This window comes from Streptosporangium carneum (assembly GCF_027922005.1).
Taxonomy (GTDB): Bacteria; Actinomycetota; Actinomycetes; order Streptosporangiales; family Streptosporangiaceae; genus Streptosporangium; species Streptosporangium carneum.
In genome coordinates, this window is sequence record NZ_BSEV01000013.1 from 216718 (window position 1) to 239341 (window position 22624).

A 22624-nucleotide genomic window follows, 5' to 3' on the forward strand; every position below is an offset into this window, starting at 1 on the left:
CCGTTACGGAACGGGGGCCTGAGCGTGTTTGACGCGGACAACCAGGTGATCGAACAGGTTTCCACGAAGGTCGCGTACGAGACGCGGTACCTGAGGCTGCGCGAGGACCGGATCCGGCGTCCTGACGGGTCACCGGGCATCTACTCCTACGTGGACAAGCCGGACTTCGCGCTCATCATCCCCATGGAGGACGACGGATTCCATCTGGTCGAGCAGTACCGCTACCCGATTCGCCGCCGTTCGTGGGAGTTCCCGCAGGGGACCATGCCCGGGATGGCGACGGCCGACCCCGAGCGTCTCGCGCGGGAGGAGCTCCGTCAGGAGACCGGTCTCTCCGCCGGTTCGATGCGGCACCTGGGGCATCTTCACGGTGGCGCCGGCATGACGAGTCAGGGCTTCGACGTTTTCCTGGCGACCGACCTCGTTCACGGCACGGCCGAGCTGGAGGTCGAGGAACAGGATCTCCGCCACCAGTGGTTCCCCCGGGAGAAGGTGGAGGAGATGATCCGCACCGGTGTGATCACCGAGGACTCCACCCTGGCCGCCTACACCCTTCTGCTGCTCGGCGCGTAGGGGAGCGGGCGGGCCAGGACGCTGGCACGATTTCCGGTGTGGCGATTCAGGTGTCGGTCTGCGGTCCCCGTGACTGCACCCCCGAAGAAGAGGCCGACGCGCGTGAGGTCGGGCGACTGCTGGCCGAGCGCGGCGCGGTGGTGATCTGCGGCGGCTACGGCGGGGTCATGGCCGCCGTCGCGGCCGGGGCGAGGGCGGCCGAGGGGACGGTCGTCGGCATCCTGTCCCGGCCCGACAGGCAGGACGCCAACCCGGACCTGAGCATCGTGATCCCGACCGGGATCGGCGAGGCGCGCAACCTCGTCATCGCCAACTCGGGAGACGCGGTGATCGTCGTCGGAGGTTCCTGGGGCACCCTGTCCGAGCTGGCCCTCGCCATGCGTCACGGCCGCGTCCCCGTGGTCCAGCTCGGCGGCTGGCGGCTCCTGGACCGCGACGGCCGCCCCGTGCCCGGTGTACGGCACGCCGCCTCACCGGCGCAGGCCCTGGACATGACAGGGCTGTGGCCCTGAGGCGACGGTCTCGACACGAGGGTCTCGACACGGTGGGCGCGGCCGTGCCGGAGCTCGCCTGGAAGCGCGGGCGAACTCCGGGGGCGGAACCGGGCCTGTCATGTGACAGCCGGTGAGAGCGGGCAGGGACGGAGAAGGGAGGGGAGAGGGAAAGGAGAAGGGAGAGGGTCAGGGCGGGAAGGGGAACTGCACCTCACCGGGGCGGACGAAGGGCATCTTCTTCTCCATGGCCCGTTCGAGTTGCTCGACGCACTCGTTCTGGGCGGTGACGGTGCCCGCGCCCCTGCGACACTCGGCGTAGGAGCCCAGTTCGTCGCTGAAGTAGAACTGCATCGCGGTCACCCCGAGAGAGATCAGCAGGGCCAGCGACGCCAGGATGATTCCGACGACGGCGATTCCCACCGGCCTGGTCACCGAGCGCAGGGCCGGGATCGCGCGGATCGAGACGACAAGGGCGAAGATCGCCATGACGAGCCCCGCGAGGGGGAGCATGAACGTCATCACCACCGAGGCGATCGCGAGCCACAGGGCCCGCCGTCCCGCGCTCTCCGCCGGGCGTGCCTGGACGGGTGTCGTCAACTGACCTCCTTGCGTCATACGAGCACACAGGCCGATACCCTTGCAACGGCGTGAGTCCCCGTCCGAATGGAGTGCGTCGGTGTCATCCCAGGCCGCTCGGCTTGTGGTCCTCGTATCCGGTTCTGGAACCAACTTACAGGCCCTGCTGGACGCTTCGGCAGACGAGGCTTACGGGGCCCGCGTCGTGGCGGTGGGAGCCGACCGCGACGGCATCGAAGGATTGGCCCGCGCCGAGCGCGCGGGGGCGCCCTCCTTCGTCGAGAGACTGCCCGACCATGAGAGCAGGGACGCCTGGGACAGGGCGCTCGCCGCGCGGATCGCCGAGCACCGTCCCGACCTGGTCGTCTGCGCGGGGTTCATGAAGATCCTCGGCGCGCCGACGCTGACCGCCTTCACCGTCGTCAACACCCATCCCGCGCTGTTGCCGTCCTTCCCCGGCGCCCACGGAGTCCGTGACGCCCTGGCGTACGGCGTGCGCGTCACCGGCTGCACCGTGATGCTCGCCGACGCGGGGGTCGACACGGGCCCGATCGTCGCCCAGGAGGCGGTGCCCGTGCTCGACGGCGACGACGAGGAGACGCTCCACGAGCGCATCAAGACCGTCGAGCGGAACCTGCTCGTCGAAACCGTCGGCCGGATGGCCCGTGAGGGCTGGACGGTGACCGGACGGACCGTTCGTCTCGGACGATCCGGCGGATGAGCCGGGCGGCCGGAAAACCGGAACCAAACAGGAGGACCACGAAGTGACCCGCATCGCCATCCGGCGCGCGTTGATCGCGGTGTATGACAAGAGCGGGCTGGAGGAGCTGGCCCGTGGGCTCGACGCCGCCGGTGTGGAGATCGTCTCCACGGGCGGCACCGCCACGAAGATCGCCTCGTTCGGTGTCCCCGTCACCCGGGTCGAGTCGCTGACCGGGTTCCCCGAGTGCCTGGACGGCCGCGTCAAGACCCTGCACCCGCGCGTGCACGCCGGTCTGCTGGCCGACAGCGGCAACCCCGCGCACGTCAAGCAGCTCGAAGAGCTGGAGATCGAGCCGTTCCAGCTCGTCGTGGTCAACCTGTACCCGTTCCAGGAGACCGTGGCCTCCGGCGCCTCGGACAGCGAGTGCGTCGAGCAGATCGACATCGGCGGCCCCGCGATGATCCGCGCCGGGGCCAAGAACCACGGCACCGCCGCCGTCGTGGTCGACCCGGCGGCCTACGGCGACGTGCTCGCCGCGGTCGCGCTCGGGGGGTTCACCCTCACCGAGCGTCGCCGCCTCGCCGCGGCCGCGTACGCCCACACCGCCGCCTACGACACGGCGGTCGCCTCCTGGTTCGCCGACGTGTACGCGGCCGAGGAGGGCGCCTGGCCCGCCTACATGGGCGCGGCGTGGACGCTCAAGTCGTCGCTGCGTTACGGCGAGAACCCGCACCAGGGCGCGGCCCTGTACTCGGGGCAGCGCGAGGGCCTGGCCAACGCCGAGCAGCTGCACGGCAAGGAGATGTCCTACAACAACTACCTCGACGCCGACGCCGCCTGGCGGGCCGCCTGGGACTTCGCCGAACCCGCCGTGGCGATCATCAAGCACCAGAACCCGTGCGGCATCGCGGTCGGCGCCGACGTCGCCGAGGCGCACCGCAGGGCCCACGCCTGCGACCCGGTCTCCGCCTACGGCGGCGTGATCGCGGTCAACGGCGAGGTCACCGAGGAGCTGGGCCGGCAGATCGCGGAGGTGTTCACCGAGGTCGTGGTCGCCCCCGGCTTCACTCCCGAGGCGCTGACCCTGCTCACCGCGAAGAAGAACATCCGCCTGCTCGTCTGCCCGAAGGGGCCGGACAACCGGGCCGAGTTCCGCCGGATCGACGGCGGCCTGCTGGTGCAGACCACGGACAGGGTGGACGCCCCCGGCGACGACCCGTCCACCTGGGAGCTCAAGGCGGGCTCCGCCGTCTCCGCCGAGGTCCTCGCCGACCTGGCCTTCGCCTGGAAGGCCTGCCGTTCGGTGAAGTCCAACGCGATCCTGCTCGCCTCGGGCGGCGCGAGCGTCGGCATCGGCATGGGCCAGGTCAACCGGGTCGACTCGGCGCAGCTGGCGATCACCCGCGCCGGTGACCGCGCCCGGGGCTCGGTCGCGGCCTCCGACGCGTACTTCCCGTTCGCGGACGGCCCGCAGTTGCTCATCGACGCCGGGATCACGGCGATCGTCGAGCCGGGCGGCTCGATCCGCGACGCGGACGTGATCGCCGCCGCCGAGGCCGCCGGAATCGCGCTCTACTTCACCGGCACCCGCCACTTCTTCCACTGATCTCCTTGATCCTCCTGGTCGCACGGCTGCCCCGCACCGCTGGGGCAGCCGTGCACCGGAGACAAGAAAGTGGCGAAACGGACATAATTTTTTGGCATGAGAAGGTTTAAGGCACGGTTAGGGTGAGGCGTTCCTGCTGTCGTGCCGCTGGAGATCTCCTATGCCCTTCCTTGGTCCCGTCCTGAATACCTTCGTGATCATGAACGGGTTCTGGGAGAGCCCCTGGCTGCTCATCGTCTTCGCCCTCGGCGCCGCCTACCTCGGCGCGAAGGTCGTGGAGTACATCCCCTTCACGCGCCGCATCATCGAGCGCAGGGAGGCCAGCGGCGGGTGATCTCTGGAGGGGGCGCGGGCGATCTCATGGAAGGATTGACATCATGAGCGCGCAGATTCTGGACGGCAAGGCCACCGCGGCGAAGATCAAGGCAGACCTCACGGCGAGGGTGGCCGCGCTGGCGGAGCGGGGTGTCACCCCCGGGCTCGGCACCGTCCTCGTCGGAGACGACCCCGGCAGCCAGATCTACGTGGCAGGCAAGCACCGCGACTGCGCCGAGGTCGGCATCGCCTCCATCCGCAGGGACCTGCCCGCGACCGCCACCCAGGCGGAGGTCGAGGCGGTCGTCGACGAGCTCAACGCCTCGGCGGAGTGCACCGGCTACATCGTCCAGCTCCCCCTGCCGCGGCACCTCGACACCCTGGCGCTCATCGAGCGCATGGACCCCGCCAAGGACGCCGACGGTCTGCACCCGGTCAACCTGGGCCGCCTGGTCCACATGGTCGACGCGCCGCTGCCGTGCACTCCGCACGGCATCGTCCTGCTGCTGCAGGAGTACGGCGTGCCCATCAAGGGCGCGGAGGTCGTCGTGGTCGGGCGCGGCATCACCGTGGGCCGCTCACTGGGCCTGCTGCTGACCCGCCGTTCGGAGAACGCCACCGTCACCCTGTGCCACACCGGCACCCAGGACCTGGCCGCCCACGTCAGGCGCGCCGACATCGTCGTCGCCGCGGCGGGCGTTCCCCACCTGATCACGGCCGACATGGTCAAGCCGGGAGCGGCCGTGCTCGACGTCGGCGTCTCCCGCGTCGACGGCAAGATCGCCGGTGACGTCGCCCCCGACGTCAGCGAGGTCGCGGGCTTCCTCACCCCCAATCCCGGCGGCGTGGGCCCGATGACCCGGGCCCTGCTGCTCACCAACGTCGTCGAGGCCGCGGAGAAGCAGGCCGCCGGGCGATAGGTCCCGCGACGGGCCACGACCGCGCCCGCCCACCGCGCCCACGACGGGCCACCACTGCGCCCACGCTGCTCGCCCGCCGCGCCCACACCGCCTGCCCGCAGCGTGCTCACCCGTCCTGCTCACCCACCAGGCGTCCGCCCCCTGTGCCCGCCCACCGTGCCCACCCGCGGGGCGGGCACGGTGAAGCACGGCATGCCGGAAGAGCGCATGCCGCAGGGAACGGACCGCCGGGAGAGAGCTCAGGACGCCCGGCGGCTCGTGGTGGTCGCGGGCTGGGTCTCAGGCGGCCCCGCCGCGCGCTGTGGCGGCACCACCGGCGTCGGCCTGACCAGCCCGAGGGCGACCACCTCGTTGGCCAGTCTGGTGCGACGGTTGGTGCCCTCCGGGATCCGGAACTTCTGATAGAGGCGCAGCAGGTGTTGCTTGACCGCGGCCTCCGTCACCACCAGATCGTCGGCGATCTCCCGCGCCGTCGCGGGCGCGACGAACGCCTCGTCCGACAGCGCCGGACGACACAGCGACGTCAGCACGTCGACCTCCCGCCGGGTCAGCTCCGGAGCCGCGGCGCGGCGGAGCTCGACCTCCGGGGCGAAGTCCTCACGCGGGACCCCGCCGATCCTGCCCCTCGCGGCACCGAAGGAGACGACGTCGCCGTCGTCGAGCACCCTCCGGGCGATCGGCCTGCCGTTCACCCGTGTGCCGTTGCGGGACAGGCCCAGATCAACGACATACAGGTAGGGGCCGCGCCGGACGAATTCCGCGTGCAGCCGGGAAACACTTGGATCGTTGAGCCGGATGTCTACTCCCCGGCCACGCCCGATCGTCGTGATCTCGGGGCGCAACGGGACCACCTCGCCAGTGTCCTCGATGCGTATGAACGGCCCCTCCACGGCAGTTCCTCCCCAGGTAGCCCGCCGTAACTATTCCTACAGCTGCGGCTTACCCAAACGAGGGGATGGGGAATCGCCTTTGCCAGAAGGAGAATCCCACGTGAAATTGGTCTGGACCTCCCGGGAAGGTTTCCCCTGCTCACAGGTAGACTTCGCTCAAGATAAGCGGAGGAAACAGTCATGGCGGACAAGTCCACAAAAGGCCTCGCCGATGTCGTAGCCGCGTCAACAGCGCTGAGTGACATCGACGGCCAGGCCGGCCGTCTCTTCTATCGTGGTTACGACATCCACGATCTTGCCGGCCGCACCACGTTCGAAGAGACCGCGCACCTGCTGCAGCACGGCAGGCTCCCGACCAGGGAGCAACTGGCGGACTACGGGGCCGAACTCGTCAGGGGGCGCGCGCTCGGCGCCCTCGCCGAGGCGAACATCCCGGAGATCGCCGAGAAGCAGGCTCCCATGGAGGCGCTGCGCACGCTGGTCTCACTGGCCTCAGGCGACGATCCGGACAAGGACTCCAACAGTCCCGAGGCCAACCTGAGAAAGGCCGCCAGGCTGACCGCCCAGCAGCCGATTTTGGTGGCCCGCTACCACGCGGCCAGGACCGGCGCCGAGATCCCCGAGCCCGATCCCGATCTGAGCGTCGCCGCCAACTTCCTGCTGCAGATCACCGGGCGCACCCCGGACCGCCATGAGGTCGAGGTCTTCGACGCGTGCCTGGTCCTGCACGCCGACCACACGATGAACGCCTCGACCTTCGCGGCCCGCGTCTGCGCCGCGACGCTGTCCGACATGCACTCGGCCATCGTGGCGGCCATCGGCACCCTGAAGGGCCCCCTCCACGGGGGCGCCAACGAGCAGGTCATGCGCACCCTGGAGTCCCTGGACCCGGGCGCCGTCGCCCAGTCCGTGCGGGACAGGCTCGCCGCCCACGAGAAGATCATGGGCTTCGGGCACCGGGTCTACAAGACGGAGGACCCGCGCGCCACGCACCTGCGCAGGATGTCGCAGGAGCTCGCCGAGGCCTCCGGCGACGACAAGTACTACCGGATGTCCAAGGAGATGGAGGAGGTCGTCTTCGAGACGAAGGGCCTCTACCCGAACGTGGACTTCTACGCCGCGACCGTCTACCACTACCTCGGCATCCCGACGGACCTGTTCACCCCGGTCTTCTCGGTCAGTCGCATGTCAGGATGGACCGCGCACGTCATCGAACAGCACGCCGACAACCGTCTGATCCGTCCGGACAGCGAGTACGTCGGCGAGCGCGACCAGAAGTGGAAGCCGATCGACGAGCGATGAGCCGGGTGCCACGAACGAGCCTGCGGACGCCCGGACCGACGCGGTCACGGGTGCGAACGAATCATGGGTGCGAGCGATGAGCCGGATGTGCCGGAGCACGGAGAGGCCGACGACGGCTCGGCCGAACGACGGTCACGGACGCGAGCGGTGAACGCGGCGAGCGCGCGGAGCGCGGCCGACGACCGCTGGGGACCCTACCCCCTGGTGCTGGTGGGCGCGGTCCTCGCCGTGACCTTCGCCGTCCTGGTCGATCCCGAGTGGGGAGGGTTCTCCCTCGGGGCGGTCATGACACTGGGCGCGCTGCTGCGTCTCACCGGGGGCGGGCGGCTCGCCGTACGCCGCAGGACGACCGACACCCTCACGCTGGCGCTCTTCGGCGCCGCGCTGATGGCGGCCTCGCTGGTCCTGCAGTACCCGTGGCTCATGCCGCGATAAGTCGGATGACCGGGCGGCCCGCAAGGCGGTCAAACCCGTCCGATAACCTCAACGGCCAGTGAGCCTCAAGGTCTGTCTGGCCAGTGTTAGTTCAGAAGGGGAACCACACGCATGCCCAAGATCAAGGTAGAGGGTCCCGTCGTCGAGCTCGACGGCGACGAGATGACCCGGATCATCTGGCAGTTCATCAAGGACCAGCTGATCCTTCCCTACCTGGACGTCGACCTGAAGTACTACGACCTCGGGATCGAACACCGTGACGCGACCGACGACCAGGTGACGATCGACGCCGCCAACGCGATCAAGCAGTACGGCGTCGGCGTCAAGTGTGCCACGATCACCCCGGACGAGGCGCGGGTCGAGGAGTTCGGCCTCAAGAAGATGTGGAAGTCCCCGAACGGGACCATCCGCAACATCCTCGGCGGCGTCATCTTCCGTGAGCCGATCATCATGTCCAACGTGCCGAGGCTCGTCCCCGGCTGGACCAAGCCGATCGTCGTCGGCCGTCACGCCTTCGGCGACCAGTACCGCGCCACCGACCTGAAGGTCCCCGGCGAGGGCACGCTGACCCTCACCTACACCCCGAAGGACGGCTCGGAGCCGATCGAGCTCGACGTCTACGACTTCCCGGGCGGCGGCGTCGCGCTGGCCATGTACAACCTGGACGAGTCGATCCGCGACTTCGCGCGGGCGTCCATGCGGTACGGCCTGGCCCGCAACTACCCGGTCTACCTCTCCACGAAGAACACGATCCTGAAGGCCTACGACGGCCGCTTCAAGGACATCTTCGCCGAGGTCTACGAGACCGAGTTCAAGGCCGAGTTCGAGGCCGCCGGCATCACCTACGAGCACCGCCTGATCGACGACATGGTCGCCGCGGCGCTCAAGTGGGAGGGCGGCTACGTCTGGGCCTGCAAGAACTACGACGGCGACGTCCAGTCGGACACCGTCGCGCAGGGCTTCGGCTCGCTCGGCCTGATGACCTCGGTCCTGCTGACCCCCGACGGCCAGACCGTCGAGGCCGAGGCCGCCCACGGCACCGTGACCCGTCACTACCGTGAGCACCAGAAGGGCAACCCCACCTCCACCAACCCGATCGCCTCGATCTTCGCGTGGACCCGGGGCCTCGCCCACCGCGGCAAGCTCGACAACACCCCCGCGGTGATCGACTTCGCCGAGAAGCTGGAGCAGGTCTGCGTCGAGACCGTCGAGGGCGGTCAGATGACCAAGGACCTCGCCCTGCTCGTCGGCGGCGACGCCAAGTGGCTGACCACCCAGGACTTCCTGGCGGCCCTGGACGAGAACCTCAAGAAGAAGATGGCCTAGTCGGCATCGCGAAAGGGTCGCCCCTGGGGCGGCCCTTTTCGGTTTTCCGGCCCTTAATGGCCTTTCCGGGCAGCTGTTGCCGGTTTCCCCGGGTACGGGCCTCCTTCGCCCCTCACAGCCTCTTCTGGGGCCCGTGACGGCGCTTCCGGTGCTCCGCCCGTACGGCATGGCCATGAGCAGTGGCAGGGGCGCTGGCGGGGGCACTGACCGAGACACTGCCGGAGCCTGCCGAGACAGTGTCGCGCTATCGGGGAGCCGCCGGGGAACGGTCAGGACGAGGTCAGGTCGCCGAGCACGATCGACTCCCCGTCGGGCAGGCCGGGGACCCGGTGCATCCGCCCGTTGACGGCGTCGACCCTGAAGAAGCCGAGAAGGTCCCCCGCCGCCTTGTCCGTCAGCCTGACGACGACCTCGCGGGCGTTCAGCCAGCCGACGACCTCTGCGGCGGTCGGGTCTCCCAGCGAGGGGAGCCGCAGGTCCCGGAAGACCTGCCGGGTCCTGGCGTCGATGACGTGCAGGCTGTCGCTGCCGTCCTTCGCCGGCTTGACCGCGGCCGAGTACCTGCCGCTGGGGGAGTCCCGCCAGACCTGGTAGTTCTGGCGCAGCCAGTCCGCCGACCGCTCGACGGCCGTCGCGTGCCCGGGGGGCAGGGAGGTCACGCCGCCGGTCGCGAAGTCGGTCCGCAGCCTCCGAGCGCCGAGCTCGACGGTGAACAGCCGGCCGTCGGGGGAGACGCTCACCCGGGTGCCCGTCTCGGTGTCGCCGGGGACCAGGGCGGGCGACAGGTACCGCTTCTCGCCGCTTCGCAGGTCGTGGGCGACGTACCTGCCCTCGGCCGCGCTGAGGTAGGCGATGCGCCGCCCGTCCCTGCTGATGGCGGGCGTGAGACGCCAGTAGCTCCAGTCGTCGCCGTGCGCCAGGTGCTGTGCCGCGTCGGGGACGTTCACCGTGGACTCGCAGTGTCCCGGACGCTCGCACTCGACCGACTCGAGCGCGGGACGACCCTCGTCGCCGCCCGCCAGCTTCAGCGTCCATCCCGCGCAGGTGACCTTCCCCGCCCGCGAGGGCGCGGGCTTGCCGTCGGTCGACGCCCCGTCGTCCGGGCACTTGCCCGGCACGGCGTAGCGGATCGTGAAGGAGGTGCGGGGAGTCTGCCACGGTTCGGGGCCCGAGCCGGGCCCCGGGCTCGCGAGCGCCCGAGGGGTGTCCGGGCCGTCCGTCGTCCTGGTCGAGGGGGGCTGGTTCCGCTCGCCGAGCGCGGAGTTCCACACCTGTCCCTGCTGGAGCAGGGTGAAGGCGGCGACGAGACCGATCGGGACGAGCGCCGTGACCGCGGTCAGGAGGGTTCCCCTGGTACGGCGACGCCGCAGGGCCCGCACGGCCCTGACGCTGAGGTCGGGAACGGACGCCTCGTCCGCGAGCGCGGCCAACCTCGTGGCCAGGCGCTTCGCGTCGCCCTTGCTGAGCGCGGCCACCGCCTCGGTGATCTCCGACTCCACGGTCTCGAGGGGGAGGCCGAGGACGGTCGCCATCTCCTCGCGCGTCCTGCCGTCGTGCAGGCAGGCGACCACGAGCACCCGTCGTCGCGGGGGGAGTCGCAGCAGCGCGGTGGCCCCGGTCGAGGCGGGCCGCCGCAGATGGCGGCGGTACATCGTGATCTGGGCGTGGGTGGTGGGGTTCTCCCAGAGGGTGGGAGGCCAGCTCAGCCCGACGGAGCGCAGGGACCACAGGACGAGCCGGAGGGCGTGCTCGTGGCTGCCGGTGAGGAGGAGGGCCGTGCCGACGAGGGAACGTTGATCGCGCTGGACGAAGTCGCGATAACCGGTGTATCGGCGCATTGGGGATTGGCTCCGGCGTGACTGAGGGATCCGGGTTGATCGAGGGAACGGTCAACGGTAGCGATCTAAGCGCGTGGAGCGCCATCTTGAGGTGATTTGTCGCCAATCGGGTGGTCGGTGTGTCCGGTCGCTCCCGGTTTAGGGGCACTACGGCAGGGGTGCGGGCCGTACGGGACGGGTCGTCCGGGACACGACGCGGCGAGGAGTCTGAGCGTATCGCGGCGGACATGGAGCCAAGGGGTCGTAAAGTTTGGCTCGTCGGGGAGTCACCGGATCGTGAGGACGATGATGCCGCAGATCGCGCCGCTGGAGGCGGGGGAGCCGAGGCAGCTCGGGCAGTTCCGCATCGTCGGCCGGATCGGCGAGGGCGGCCAGGGGATCGTCTACCTGGGGGAGAACACCGAGGGGAAACGGGCGGCGATCAAGCTGCTGCACGTGAAGTTCTCCGGTGACGCGATCGCCAGATCCAGGTTCGCCAGGGAGGCGCGGGCGGCGCAGCGGGTCGCCTCCTTCTGCACGGCGGGCGTGGTCGACGTCGACCTCGAGGGCGACACCCCCTACATCGCGAGCGAGTACATCGAGGGCAGGTCGCTGCGGGAGGTCGTCGAGGCGGAGGGCCCGCTCCGCGGCGAGGCGCTGCAGCGCCTGGCGATCGGCACGGCCACCGCGCTCACCGCCATCCACCAGGCCGCGATCGTGCACCGCGACTTCAAACCGGACAACGTGCTCATCGCCGCCGACGGCCCCCGGGTCGTGGACTTCGGCATCGCCCGCATCCTCGACTCGACCGGCACGATCACCAGCCGGGCCATCGGCACCCCCGCCTACATGGCGCCGGAGCAGATCTCCGGCGCGGACGTCGGTCCCCACACGGACGTCTTCGCCTGGGGGGCGACCATGGCGTTCGCCGCCACCGGGGAGACCGTGTTCGAGGGCGGCTCGATCGCGGTGGTGCTGAACCGCATCCTCAACCACGACGTCGACGTCGACGTCATGCCGGAGCCGCTGCGCGGGGTGGTCCGTTCCGCGCTGTCCAAGGCACAGGGGGAGCGCCCCTCGGCCGACCAGATCCTGCTGCGGCTGCTCGGCCATCCCGAGAGCGTGAGCGCCTCGCCCGCCGTGCTCAACCAGGGGGCGCAGATCGCCGGCCCGGACGACGCCACCAGCCCGATCAGGATGCCGGGAGCCCTCTCGGGCCCGCCCGCCCGGACCGATCCGTCGCCGCCGCCCCCGCCGTTCACGGAAGGTCGCGCGCAGCGCCCCGGGTACGGCGAGCGGGCCTCCTCTCCCGGGGGCGTCCAGCGCCCGTCGTCGCCCGCGGACGACCGGCAGGGCCCGGCCCAGGGCCACGCCGAGCACGCCTCTCCCGGCCACGTCTCGGATCGCGTCGGGCGCTTCCCTCTCGGTGGCGTCGAGCCTCCCGCCCTGACCGAGCCGTCGTCCCAGGGGCACGCCCCGCCCCGGTCTCGCCCCCCGGCCTACGGCGAACGCGCGCAGCCTCCCGCCTACGGCGAGCACGTCTCGTCCCCGGCCTACCGTGAGCACCCGTCGGTCCCGGTCCACGGCGAGCACGTCCCGTCCCAGTTCCACAGTCCGCGTCAGCCGGACGTGCCCCCGCCGAGCTGGCAGTCGACGCTTCCCGGCCAGGCGGCGGAGCCGAGCCCGCCAGGGCGCTCGCACAGAGGTCGCTGGATCGCGGCGGCCGTGGCCGTCCTGCTGGTCGTGGGCGCGGGCGCGGCCGTGTACTTCACGGGCTGGCGTCCCACGATCGGCGCGGAGACGAAGGTCAGCCCGACCCCGACCCCGCCCCCCGCCTCGTCGTCCCCGGGCGCGTTCTCCTCGATCGTCGACAAGGCGGCGGCCACCCACAAGCTCACCATCGGCCTGCGCGACTTCCTGCCCGGCGTCGCGCTGAACGACGGCGGCACGTGGAAGGGGTTCGAGGTCGACCTGGCGACCGAGATCGCCAAGAAGCTGGGGGTGCCCGCGAGCGGGGTGACCTTCCGGGCCACGAGCAGGCAGGAGCGGCCGAGGCTGCTGGCCTCGGGCGACCTCGACCTGGTCGTCTCGACCTACTCGATCAACAGGACGGACGACGTCACGTTCGCCGGGCCGTACTACGTGGCCCACGTCGACGTGCTCGTCAAGAGCGGCTCCTCGATCGCCTCCCTCGCCGACCTGGAGGGCAAGCGGATCTGCCAGCCGCTGGGCAGTTCCTCCGTCGCCGTCCTGCAGGCGAGGGTGGGCAGCCTCGACCTGGTTCCCGCCGACAACTACACCCAGTGCATGGACCTGATACTGGCCGGCAAGGTCGACGCCGTCCCCGGCGACGACCTGGTGCTGGCGGGCTACGCCGACAGGGCGCCCATCCGCTACAAGGTGGTCGGTCTGAAGGTCACCGACGAGCGCTACGCGGTGGCGGTCAAGAAGGGTGACAGCCGCGCCTGCAAGGCCGTGCAGGGCGCGATCGTGGGCCTCTACCGGGACGGCACGGTGACCAGGCTGCTCGACAGGCACTTCTCCAAGGTCGACTTCCCCACCCGGGAGGACAACCCTCCGATCATGGCAGGGTGCGGCTAGGAGAACGCCCTCGGCCTCCTCGCCCTAGCCTTCCCCGCCCGAGCTCTCCGCGTTCGGCGGTGAGTCCTTCTCGCCCGCGGCCGCGGCCTTCTCCATCACGGCCGCGGTCTCCTCGGCCCAGTCGCGCATCAGCCGTGTCTGGCGGATGCCCAGGTCCAGGGCGTACTCCCCGAAGCGGGGCTCCCTCCACGCGGACTTCGCCGCGCAGATGGCCTCGAGCTCGGCCAGCCTGAGGGAGTAGGCCTCCGCCTCGGTGCGCAGCAGCGCCGCGGCCTCGTGCGGTTCCAGGGTGGGCAGCAGGAACGCCCTGAGCGCGCCCTCGCTGCGGTACAGGCGCGACGGCCCCTTCGCCAGCAGCCACGCGCGCAGTTCCGCCGAGCCCTCCTCGGTGATCGTGTAGGTCTTCCGGCCGCGAGGCCCCTCCTCCTCGACCGTGACCAGGCCGTCGGCGGCCATCTTGTTCAGCTCCGGATAGATCTGGCTGTGCCGGGCCTGCCACGCGTTGCTGATCGAGCTCTCGAAGAGCTTCGTCAGGTCATAGCCACTGGCGGGGCCCGCGGCCGTCAGCAGGCCCAGAAGCGCGATCCGAAGAGACATCTCCCCATCATAGCTATGGATTGACATGTAAGAAGTGACACGTCAATATCCACATGTGTCTACTGACGTATTGAAGCCTCCTGCGGAGACCCGTCCCAGGAACGGGCTGCTGTTGCTCGCCGTACTCGGCGGGATGTTTCTGGCCATGCTCGACCAGACGATCGTCGGCACGGCCCTGCCCCGGATCACCCAGGAGCTCGGCGGCACGGACCTGTACACCTGGGTCGTGACGGCCTACCTGCTGACCTCGACGATCACCGTCCCCCTGTACGGCAGGCTGTCGGACACCTACGGCCGCAAGCCGCTGCTGCTGATCGGCGTCGTGGTGTTCCTGCTCGGCTCGGTCCTGTGCGGGGCGGCGCAGAACATGGGCCAGCTCATCGCCTTCCGCGCGCTGCAGGGCCTGGGGGCGGGAGCGTTGCTGCCGCTCTCCCTGGCGCTGGTGGCCGACCTGTTCCCGCCGGGCAAGAGCGGCAAGGTCCAGGGCGCGCTGGGCGGAGTGATGGCGCTGAGCTACATCGCCGGACCCTTCCTCGGCGGCGTCTTCACCGACCAGGCCAGCTGGCGCTGGGCGTTCCTGGTCAACCTCCCCATCGGGGTCGCCCTCGTCGCGATCATCGTGGCCCGGCTGCCGCACGTGGCGGGCCAGGGGCGCGGCGCCCGGCCCGACTACCTCGGCATCGCCGTCTTCAGCGCGGCGATCGGCACGCTGCTCGTCGGGCTCACCGAGAAGGGGCTGGACGGCCACACCTGGAGCAGCGGGCCCGTGCTGTGGCCCATCGTGGCCTCCGCCCTGCTGCTGGCCCTGTTCGTCCTCGTCGAGCGCGGAGCGGCGCAGCCGATCATCCCCCTGGAGCTGTTCCGCGTCCGGACCTACACCCTGGCGAACGCGGCCTCGTTCTTCACCGCGGCCTGCCTGTACGCCGGAGTGGTCTTCCTGCCGCGTTACTTCCAGGAGGCCATGGGGCTCAGCGCGACCGAGTCAGGTCTGCGCATCTACCCGCTCATGCTCGGGATGGTCGCGGGCAGCGCCGCCACCGGCGCGCTCATATCCGTGAGCATGCGGTACAAGCCGTGGCTGATCACCGGGGCGTTCCTCATCGCGGCCGGAGCGCTGCTGTGCGGCGGGCTCACGATCGAGACCTCGGGGCTCGCCCTCGCCGGGTGGATGGCGCTCCTCGGCCTCGGCATGGGGCCGATGCTGTCCGGCCTCACCGTGGCGGTCCAGTACGCGGTCCCGCCCCGCTTCATCGGCACCGCCAGCGCGAACCTGACCTTCTTCCGGCAGATCGGCGGCTCGGTCGCCCTGGCCCTCGCCGGGACCCTCTACGCCTCCGTCGTCACGCAGGAGGCGCCCGTCCACGGACTGCGGGCCGCGCACGCCGCCGCGACCGCGAGCGTCGTCCCCTGGCTCGCCGTCTGCGGGGCGCTCGTCGCGCTGATCGCGCTGCTCGCGCTGCCCGGAGGCCGGATCAAGGCACTCGCCGAGAGGTCGGCGACGCTGGACGGGTAACATCCGAGCGTCACAATTCATCCTTCGAGTGGGGGAAGGTCATGGCCCAGACTCCCGTAAAGGTCACCGTCACCGGCGCCGCCGGTCAGATCGGCTACGCGCTGCTGTTCCGCATCGCGTCGGGCCAGTTGCTGGGCGCAGACGTCCCGGTCAAGCTGAGCCTGCTGGAGATCCCGCAGGCGGTCAAGGCGGCGGCGGGCACCGCGATGGAGCTCGACGACTGCGCGTTCCCGCTGCTGAGCGGCATCGAGGTCACCGACGACGCCAACAAGGCCTTCGACGGCGCCAGCGTCGCGCTGCTGGTCGGCGCCCGCCCGCGCACCGCCGGCATGGAGCGCGGCGACCTGCTGCAGGCCAACGGCGGCATCTTCGGCCCGCAGGGCAAGGCCATCAACGACAACGCGGCCGACGACATCCGCGTCCTGGTCGTGGGCAACCCGGCGAACACCAACGCCCTCATCGCCCAGCAGCACGCCCCGGACGTCCCGGCGGAGCGCTTCACCGCGATGACCCGTCTCGACCACAACCGCGCGCTGTCCCAGCTCGCCGCCAAGCTGCAGGTCCCGGTCACCGAGATCAAGAAGATGACGATCTGGGGCAACCACTCCGCCACGCAGTACCCCGACCTGTTCCACGCCGAGGTCGGCGGCAAGATCGCCGCTGAGCAGGTGGACGAGGCCTGGCTGCGCGACACCTTCATCCCGACCGTCGCCAAGCGCGGCGCCGCGATCATCGAGGCCAGGGGCGCCTCCTCGGCGGCCTCCGCCGCGAACGCCGCGATCGACCACGTCTTCGACTGGGTCAACGGCACCGAGTGGACCTCCGCCGCGATCCCCTCCGACGGCTCGTACGGCGTGCCCGAGGGCATCATCTCCTCCTTCCCCGTCGCCTCGCGCGACGGCAAGTGGGAGATCATCCAGGGCCTGGAGATCGACGCCTTCTCCCGCGAGCGCATCGACGCCTCGGTGCGCGAGCTCGAGGAGGAGCGCACCGCCGTCCGCGAGCTCGGCCTCATCTGAGCCCGCGAACGGTCCTCGGCCTCGTCCGAGCCCGCGAGCTGCCCTCCCGCGTCCGTGAGAGATTCCGCGCGGACAGGCGGGAAGCTCGGAAGACCATGTGAGAAGGGGTTCCGGTCCGCCGGAGCCCCTTTTCGCGTCTCCGGGGGTGAACCGGTTCATGTTCCGGAGGGCGGACGGGCGGCGTGTCATCATGCCCCGGGAGGGTGTCTCGGCGTTGAATGACCACTGATGTTCGGGGGATCGGTGTTCACAGCGCAGGGGGCGGCGCGGTTCGTCGCCGGAATTGTCAGTTTTTCCTTCGCCGGGTTCGTCCTCGCCGGAGCGCCGGGGGCGGCGCGGGCGGGGACGGCGGAGGGCGAGGAGGCGGAGGGGAGACGGCATGGCGCGGACCTGTCGGTGCGGTTGGAGAGCTCGCCGGCGATCGCACAGCCGGGACAGCCGCTGACCTACCGGGTCGAGGTGCACAACGCCGGACCCGAGGACGCGGTGCTGCCGTTGCTCGTCGTCAGGCTGCCCCACGGGGTCGACATCCTCGGCGTCAACGTCGCCGAGTGCCTGCCCGGCAGGGCGGCCGGCGAGGTGGTCTGCGCCTCGCAGCGGGACGTCCTGGCCGGGACCGACGGCGGGGTGACCATCAACGGCATCGTCAGGTCAGGCGCGCGAGGCCCGCTCGTCGCGACCGCGACGCTCTCCTCCGAGGTGGTCGACAGCCAGGAGGAGAACAACTCCGCCTGGCTCACGACTCCGGTGGACGAGGGCGCCGACCTGGCGGTCCGGCTGTCGCGCAAGACGCGGGCGGGCCGCCTGGTGACGATGGACGCCGTGGTCCGCAACCGGGGCCCCAGGGTGGTCAGGGACGCCGCGGTCTTCCTGCGCACCGTCAAGGCACGCTTCCTGTCGGCGAAGGGAGCGCGGTGCCACTCCTACGGGGGCTACGTCGGCTGCGCGCTGCGCGCGGTCGGCTCGGGCAGGCAGGTCAGCCTCAGGCTCGCCTTCCGCGCCCACCGGAGGGCGCCCAGGGCGAAGGCGACGGTCTACTCGACTCACGTGGGCGACCGCCGCCCTGCCAACAACATGGCCCGCATCAGCTTGCGCTAGGACCTGGTTTCTGGAGCAGGGGCGTGGGGTCTTGGTCTGCCCGCCCCCCTCCGCGCGAACAAAGAGAACCCGCAAAGAGAACCGAACGAACAGAGAGATGAAGAGAACAAGGCAGGTCAGCGCCGCAGAGCGGCCCAGGCGTCGGTGACGATCTCTCGCACGGAGAGGTGCTCCGGCTTCCAGCCGAGCTCCCGCTGGATCTTGTCCGAGGAGGCGACCAGCACCGCGGGGTCCCCGGCTCTGCGCTCGCGTACGACGGCCGGGATCTCGTGCCCGGTGACCTCCCGGCAGACGTCCAGGACCTCGCGCACGGAGAAGCCGTTGCCGTTGCCCAGGTTGTAGATCCTGTGCTCGCCGGGCGAGCAGGCCTCGAGTGCCAGCAGGTGCGCCCTCGCGAGATCGGCGACATGGATGTAGTCGCGCACGCATGTTCCGTCAGGGGTGGGGTAGTCAGTGCCGAACAGGCTGACCGACTCGCGCCCGCCGAGCGCGACGGCGAGGACATTAGGGATCAGGTGGGTCTCCACGGTGTGTCGCTCACGGTAGACCCGTCCGTCTCCGGCCGTGTAGGCGCCGCCCACGTTGAAGTAGCGCAGGCTCACCGCCGCCAGGCCGTACAGTCCGGCGAACGCGGTCAGCGCGGTGTCGACCGCGAGTTTGGAGGCGCCGTAGGGGTTGGTCGGCCGGGTGGGGTCGGTCTCCAGCACCGGGGAGCGTTCCGGCTCGCCGTACGTGGCGGCGGTGGAGGAGAAGACGATCCGGCCGACTCCGGCGGCCCGCATGGCGTCGAGCAGGGCCAGGGTGCCGCCCAGGTTGTGCTCCCAGTACAGGCCGGGCTTCTCGACGGACTCGCCGACCAGGGACTTCGCCGCGAAGTGCAGCACCCCGTCCATGTCCGCCAGAGTGCCGGTCAGCGCGTCGGCGACCTCGGTGATCGACCCTTCGACGAAGCGCGCGCCCGCCGGGACCGCGTCCGCGTGCCCCGTGGAGAGGTCGTCCAGCACGGTGACCTCGTGACCCGCTTCGACGAGTTGCGCCGCCACGACGCTCCCGATGTATCCGGCGCCACCGGTGACCAGCAGCTTCACGGAGCCTCCTGTTTGATGATGTCTGAATGTGTTTATTTTTGTAAGGCCGGTGCCAGCATATGCTTGCACATCAAATATCGGCCACAGTCGGAACGGGCGGCGGCCATGACGGAGACAATCTCGTGAACAGCGTCCTGGCGAACGCCGCCCTGGTCCTGCTCTTCATCCTGATCGGCGGGTTCTTCGCCGCCGCCGAGATGGCGATGGTCTCCCTCAGGGAGAGCCAGGTGCGCAGGCTCGCCACCCGGGGGCGCAGGGGGGCCAAGGCCGCCAAGCTCGCCCACGACCCCAACCGCTTCCTGTCCGCCGTCCAGATCGGCGTGACCGTGGCGACCATGCTGTCGGCGGCCTTCGGCGCCGACACCCTCGCCAGGGACCTCCTGCCGATCGTGACGGGCTGGGGGGTGCCCCAGGCGGTCGCCGCGCCGCTCGCCCTGGTGCTGGTGACGCTGGCGATCTCCTACGTCTCCCTGGTGCTGGGCGAGCTGGTGCCCAAGCGGATCGCCCTGCAGCGCGCCGAGGGGCTCTCGTTGCTGGTCGCGCCGTTCCTGGACCGGATGGCCGCGCTGTCGCGCCCTGTCATCTGGGCGCTGTCGAAGTCGACCGACGGCGTGGTCAAGCTGCTCGGCGGCGACCCCGAGGCCGACCGTGAGGAGATCACGACCGAGGAACTGCGCGACATGGTGGTCGGCCACCAGGAGCTCACCGCGGACGAACGTCACCTGATCGCCGAGGTGTTCGCCGCGGGCAAGCGCCAGCTCCGCGAGGTGATGCTGCCGCGCACCGAGGTGGAGTTCATGGCCGCCGACACCCCGCTCGCCGAGGCCGCGGTGCTGGCCGCGGCGATGCCGCACTCCCGCTTCCCCGTCTACCGCGACTCCTACGACGACATCGTGGGCTTCATCCACATCAGGGACCTGCTCGACCCGGTGCTGACCGGGTCCATCGAGCCGATCAGCGACCTGGTGCCGATCCGCCCGGTCAAGCTGGTCCCCACCACGAAACGGGTGCTCGCCACGCTGTCGGAGATGCGGGGGGAGGGCCACCACCTGGCGATCGTCGTCGACGAGTACGGCGGCACCGCGGGCATCGTCACGCTGGAGGACCTCGTGGAGGAGCTCGTCGGCGACATCCGCGATGAGCACGACGTCATGGACAAGCAGGTCGTGCTGCCCGCGGGGGAGGTGGAGCTCGACGGCCTGGCCAACCTCGACGTCGTGGCGGGCGAGAGCGGCATCCGGCTGCCCGAGGGCCCCTACGAGACCCTCGCCGGGTTCGTCATGGCCGCCCTGGGCCACCTGCCGACGATGGGGGAGCGGGTGGAGATCCCGGGGTTCGAGTTGTCCGTCACCGGAATGGACGGCCGCAGAGTCTCCAGAGTCCGGATAAAACGCCGTGCGTCCGTGCCGGAGGCACCGAACACTCCCGACAGCTGACACAATTACGTGCTATGGCCAGTCCCCGTGTCCTTTCCGGAATCCAGCCCACCGCAGACTCCTTCCACCTGGGCAACTATCTCGGTGCCGTGCGGCAGTACGTCGCCATGCAGGAGGGCTACGACGCCTTCTACTGCGTCGTCGACCTGCACGCGATCACGGTGGACTACCAGCCGGAGGCGCTGCGCAGGCGCTCCAGGATCGCCGCCGCCCAGCTGTTCGCCGCAGGCCTCGACCCGGAGCGGTCCACGGTCTTCGTGCAGAGCCACGTCCGCGAGCACAGCGAGCTGGCCTGGGTGCTGATCTGCCTCACCGGCATGGGCGAGGCGGGCCGGATGACGCAGTTCAAGGACAAGTCGGCCAAATACGGCGAGGGCTCGACCACCGTCGGGTTGTTCACCTACCCGATCCTGCAGGCGGCCGACATCCTGCTCTACCAGGCCGACCAGGTTCCGGTCGGGGCGGACCAGAAGCAGCACCTCGAGCTGACCCGTGACCTCGCGCAGCGCTTCAACCACCGCTTCGGCGAGACCTTCACGCTGCCCAAGCCGCACATCGTCAAGGAGGTCGAGAAGATCACCGACCTTCAGGACCCCACGGCGAAGATGTCCAAGTCCTCCTCCTCGCCCGCGGGCATCCTGGACCTGCTGGAGCAGCCGGGGCCGCTCCGCAAGAAGGTCATGCGCGCGGTCACCGACACCGGCTCCGAGGTCCTCGCCGACGACGAGAACAAGCCCGGCGTGACCAATCTGCTGCGCATCCAGTCGGCCCTGACCGGCACGCCGATCCCCGAGCTCGAGGCCCGCTACGCCGGGCAGGGCTACGGCACCTTCAAGAAGGAGGTCGCCGAGGCCGTGGTGGAGGTCTTCACCCCGATCAGGGAGCGGACGGAGAAGCTGCTGGCCGACGAGACCGAGCTCGACCGGATGCTCGCCATCGGCGCGGAGCGGGCCCGCTCGGTGGCCGCGGAGACCATGGCCAAGGTGCGCGACAGGGCGGGTTTCCTGCCCACCGTGTGACCTCTCCGCCCACGGCGCGGTGGGCCGCCGTCCGTCCCCGGCGCGCCGGCCGCCGCCCGCTCGCGGTCTGGCGGCCGTCGTGCGCCCGCGCGTCCCGCGCGGAGGCCGACGGCCCACGGACGCCCGTGTCCGGCGTGGCCCGGCGACTGTGATGCGCCTGTGTCTTTCACTTGCTTTGACCTGCTCTCACCTACGTTCTGGCGGTATTCGGGGAGTGTCCGCCTCTCCCGCGTACGGCCCGGCGGTATTTGGGTAGGTGACGCGCGTGACAAGCGTGCAGGAACGGATCGTCGCGGTCCGTCAGTGGGGCAGGACGAAGATCGCCTCAGAACGGGTCAGATGGCTCTGGCTCGACCACCTGATCAGGACGGTGCAGCGCTACCAGATCCAGTTCGGCGACCGGCTGGCCGGAGCGGTGACCTACTTCGCCTTCCTGTCGTTCTTCCCGATCATCGCGCTGGCCTTCGCGGTCTTCGGCTACTTCCTGTCCGTGCGGCCCGACGCCGTCAAGACGCTGCAACGCGCCATCGACCAGTATCTCCCCGGCCTGGCCGACCAGCTCCCGATCCAGCAGATCGCCGACTCCAGGGCCAGCGCGGGGGTCATCGGTCTGCTCGGCCTGCTCTACGCCGGGCTCGGCGCGATCGACGCCCTGCGCGGCGCGCTCCGCGAGATCTCCATGACCACCGAGCAGCCGCTCAACTTCTTCCTCGCCAAGCTCAGGGATCTGGCGGCCCTGATCCTGGTGGGCCTCACGATGATCGCCTCCGTGCTGGTCGGCGGTTTCGCCACCCAGGCGGGCGGGCTCGTCGCGGAGGAACTGGGGCTGACCAGCTCGCCCGCGGGAGTCTGGTGGCTCTGGTTCCTCGGCCTGGCGGTCAGCCTGCTGGCCGACACCGTCGTCTTCCTGATCGTCCTGCGCTGGATGGGCCGGTCGAGGCAGCCGCTCAAGGTGGTGCTGCGCGGCGCGCTGCTGGGCGCGGTCGGCTTCGGCCTTCTCAAGCAGCTCGCCACGCTGATCCTGTCGCGGACGCTCAACAACCCCATCTACGGGGTGTTCGCGGTGATGGTCGGCCTGCTGGTCTGGATCAACCTCTCCGCCAGGGTGATCCTCTACGCCGCGGCCTGGACGGAGACCGCCACGCTCGGCCCGCCGCCGGAGCCGACCCCCATCCCGGCGATGGGCGTCCCGCCGGAGGAGCTCTAGGGCCTGTTTTGTGGATCTTCGCCGTAGCGAGGATCGGCCAGGCGGATGCACCGCAAGGCGGAGGAGGAGCTCATAACGGAGTTATGGGC

General features: G+C 70.3%; 21 protein-coding genes. 16 read left to right on the top strand and 5 right to left on the bottom strand.

The features are described from left to right. Positions 1-24 precede the first annotated feature (24 nt). Positions 25-573 (top strand): NUDIX domain-containing protein, encoded by a 549-nt coding sequence (locus PKF00_RS26305; RefSeq protein ID WP_271220311.1) that lies wholly within the window; start codon positions 25-27, stop codon positions 571-573. A 38-nt stretch (positions 574-611) separates the two neighbouring features. After that, positions 612-1085 (top strand): TIGR00725 family protein, encoded by a 474-nt coding sequence (locus PKF00_RS26310; protein WP_271220312.1) that lies wholly within the window; start codon positions 612-614, stop codon positions 1083-1085. A gap of 168 nt (positions 1086-1253) precedes the next feature. On the opposite strand, the gene PKF00_RS26315 is transcribed toward PKF00_RS26310, so the two are convergent. Further along, the gene (locus PKF00_RS26315; protein ID WP_271220313.1) at positions 1254-1664 is read right to left on the bottom strand and encodes a hypothetical protein; all 411 of its coding nucleotides are present in this window, start codon (positions 1662-1664) and stop codon (positions 1254-1256) included. A 79-nt stretch (positions 1665-1743) separates the two neighbouring features. Here PKF00_RS26315 and purN point away from each other — a divergent pair, with 79 nt between their 5' ends. From purN to PKF00_RS26335, 4 genes are all read left to right on the top strand, one after another. Continuing rightward, positions 1744-2364, top strand: coding sequence for a phosphoribosylglycinamide formyltransferase (purN, locus tag PKF00_RS26320; RefSeq protein ID WP_271220314.1), 621 nt, complete (start codon positions 1744-1746; stop codon positions 2362-2364). 43 nt (positions 2365-2407) lie between these two features. Then, the gene (gene purH, locus PKF00_RS26325; RefSeq protein WP_271220315.1) at positions 2408-3952 is read left to right on the top strand and encodes a bifunctional phosphoribosylaminoimidazolecarboxamide formyltransferase/IMP cyclohydrolase; all 1545 of its coding nucleotides are present in this window, start codon (positions 2408-2410) and stop codon (positions 3950-3952) included. A 199-nt stretch (positions 3953-4151) separates the two neighbouring features. After that, positions 4152-4286 carry a hypothetical protein gene (locus tag PKF00_RS26330; protein ID WP_271220316.1) on the top strand — a complete coding sequence of 45 codons (135 nt, stop codon included), beginning with the start codon at positions 4152-4154 and terminating at the stop codon, positions 4284-4286. Positions 4287-4329: 43 nt separating this feature from the next. Beyond that, positions 4330-5187 (top strand): bifunctional methylenetetrahydrofolate dehydrogenase/methenyltetrahydrofolate cyclohydrolase, encoded by an 858-nt coding sequence (locus PKF00_RS26335; protein WP_271220317.1) that lies wholly within the window; start codon positions 4330-4332, stop codon positions 5185-5187. A gap of 239 nt (positions 5188-5426) precedes the next feature. On the opposite strand, the gene PKF00_RS26340 is transcribed toward PKF00_RS26335, so the two are convergent. Then, the gene (locus PKF00_RS26340) at positions 5427-6077 is read right to left on the bottom strand and encodes an FHA domain-containing protein (RefSeq protein ID WP_271220318.1); all 651 of its coding nucleotides are present in this window, start codon (positions 6075-6077) and stop codon (positions 5427-5429) included. A gap of 180 nt (positions 6078-6257) precedes the next feature. On the opposite strand from PKF00_RS26340, the gene PKF00_RS26345 reads away from it, so the two are divergent. From PKF00_RS26345 to PKF00_RS26355, 3 genes are all read left to right on the top strand, one after another. After that, complete coding sequence (locus PKF00_RS26345; protein ID WP_271220319.1) at positions 6258-7379, top strand: citrate/2-methylcitrate synthase; 1122 nt, start codon at positions 6258-6260, stop codon at positions 7377-7379. 87 nt (positions 7380-7466) lie between these two features. Next, positions 7467-7814 carry a DUF3017 domain-containing protein gene (locus tag PKF00_RS26350; RefSeq protein ID WP_271220320.1) on the top strand — a complete coding sequence of 116 codons (348 nt, stop codon included), beginning with the start codon at positions 7467-7469 and terminating at the stop codon, positions 7812-7814. Positions 7815-7925: 111 nt separating this feature from the next. Next, the gene (locus PKF00_RS26355) at positions 7926-9140 is read left to right on the top strand and encodes an NADP-dependent isocitrate dehydrogenase (RefSeq protein WP_271220321.1); all 1215 of its coding nucleotides are present in this window, start codon (positions 7926-7928) and stop codon (positions 9138-9140) included. A gap of 269 nt (positions 9141-9409) precedes the next feature. Here the strand turns inward: PKF00_RS26355 and PKF00_RS26360 are convergent, their stop codons facing one another. Further along, on the bottom strand, positions 9410-10978 hold the full coding sequence (locus PKF00_RS26360; RefSeq protein WP_271220322.1) for a sigma factor-like helix-turn-helix DNA-binding protein: 1569 nt from the start codon (positions 10976-10978) through the stop codon (positions 9410-9412). A 285-nt stretch (positions 10979-11263) separates the two neighbouring features. Here PKF00_RS26360 and PKF00_RS26365 point away from each other — a divergent pair, with 285 nt between their 5' ends. Beyond that, positions 11264-13558 carry a protein kinase domain-containing protein gene (locus tag PKF00_RS26365; protein ID WP_271220335.1) on the top strand — a complete coding sequence of 765 codons (2295 nt, stop codon included), beginning with the start codon at positions 11264-11266 and terminating at the stop codon, positions 13556-13558. 24 nt (positions 13559-13582) lie between these two features. On the opposite strand, the gene PKF00_RS26370 is transcribed toward PKF00_RS26365, so the two are convergent. Beyond that, the gene (locus tag PKF00_RS26370) at positions 13583-14155 is read right to left on the bottom strand and encodes a PadR family transcriptional regulator (RefSeq protein WP_271220323.1); all 573 of its coding nucleotides are present in this window, start codon (positions 14153-14155) and stop codon (positions 13583-13585) included. A gap of 55 nt (positions 14156-14210) precedes the next feature. Here PKF00_RS26370 and PKF00_RS26375 point away from each other — a divergent pair, with 55 nt between their 5' ends. From PKF00_RS26375 to PKF00_RS26385, 3 genes are all read left to right on the top strand, one after another. After that, entirely contained in the window at positions 14211-15668 is a 1458-nt protein-coding gene (locus PKF00_RS26375; protein ID WP_271220324.1) for an MDR family MFS transporter, read from the top strand. A gap of 41 nt (positions 15669-15709) precedes the next feature. Beyond that, positions 15710-16687, top strand: coding sequence for a malate dehydrogenase (locus tag PKF00_RS26380; RefSeq protein ID WP_271220325.1), 978 nt, complete (start codon positions 15710-15712; stop codon positions 16685-16687). Between the two features lie 243 nt (positions 16688-16930). Beyond that, positions 16931-17785: a hypothetical protein gene (locus tag PKF00_RS26385; RefSeq protein WP_271220326.1), complete on the top strand. Its 855-nt coding sequence runs from the start codon at positions 16931-16933 to the stop codon at positions 17783-17785. A gap of 116 nt (positions 17786-17901) precedes the next feature. Here the strand turns inward: PKF00_RS26385 and galE are convergent, their stop codons facing one another. Then, a complete protein-coding gene (gene galE / locus PKF00_RS26390) occupies positions 17902-18873 on the bottom strand; it encodes a UDP-glucose 4-epimerase GalE (protein ID WP_271220327.1) in 972 nt (323 codons plus the stop codon). Between the two features lie 122 nt (positions 18874-18995). Between galE and PKF00_RS26395 the strand changes: the two genes are divergently transcribed. The 3 genes from PKF00_RS26395 (at position 18996) to PKF00_RS26405 (ending at position 22535) form a co-directional block, all read left to right on the top strand. Continuing rightward, positions 18996-20309 carry a hemolysin family protein gene (locus PKF00_RS26395; protein ID WP_271220328.1) on the top strand — a complete coding sequence of 438 codons (1314 nt, stop codon included), beginning with the start codon at positions 18996-18998 and terminating at the stop codon, positions 20307-20309. 14 nt (positions 20310-20323) lie between these two features. Then, positions 20324-21328, top strand: coding sequence for a tryptophan--tRNA ligase (gene trpS, locus PKF00_RS26400; RefSeq protein ID WP_271220329.1), 1005 nt, complete (start codon positions 20324-20326; stop codon positions 21326-21328). Between the two features lie 265 nt (positions 21329-21593). After that, on the top strand, positions 21594-22535 hold the full coding sequence (locus PKF00_RS26405; RefSeq protein ID WP_271220330.1) for a YihY/virulence factor BrkB family protein: 942 nt from the start codon (positions 21594-21596) through the stop codon (positions 22533-22535). Positions 22536-22624 lie beyond the last annotated feature (89 nt).

What these genes read in the sequence shown, in the direction of transcription:
- PKF00_RS26330 (WP_271220316.1), top strand. Translation starts at nt 4,152, where the DNA reads ATGAACGGGTTCTGGGAGAGCCCCTGGCTGCTCATCGTCTTCGCCCTC.
- PKF00_RS26335 (WP_271220317.1), top strand. Translation starts at nt 4,330, where the DNA reads ATGAGCGCGCAGATTCTGGACGGCAAGGCCACCGCGGCGAAGATCAAG.
- PKF00_RS26345 (WP_271220319.1), top strand. Translation starts at nt 6,258, where the DNA reads ATGGCGGACAAGTCCACAAAAGGCCTCGCCGATGTCGTAGCCGCGTCA.
- PKF00_RS26355 (WP_271220321.1), top strand. Translation starts at nt 7,926, where the DNA reads ATGCCCAAGATCAAGGTAGAGGGTCCCGTCGTCGAGCTCGACGGCGAC.
- PKF00_RS26360 (WP_271220322.1), bottom strand. Translation starts at nt 10,978, where the DNA reads ATGCGCCGATACACCGGTTATCGCGACTTCGTCCAGCGCGATCAACGT.
- PKF00_RS26365 (WP_271220335.1), top strand. Translation starts at nt 11,264, where the DNA reads ATGATGCCGCAGATCGCGCCGCTGGAGGCGGGGGAGCCGAGGCAGCTC.
- PKF00_RS26370 (WP_271220323.1), bottom strand. Translation starts at nt 14,155, where the DNA reads ATGTCTCTTCGGATCGCGCTTCTGGGCCTGCTGACGGCCGCGGGCCCC.
- PKF00_RS26380 (WP_271220325.1), top strand. Translation starts at nt 15,710, where the DNA reads ATGGCCCAGACTCCCGTAAAGGTCACCGTCACCGGCGCCGCCGGTCAG.
- trpS (WP_271220329.1), top strand. Translation starts at nt 20,324, where the DNA reads ATGGCCAGTCCCCGTGTCCTTTCCGGAATCCAGCCCACCGCAGACTCC.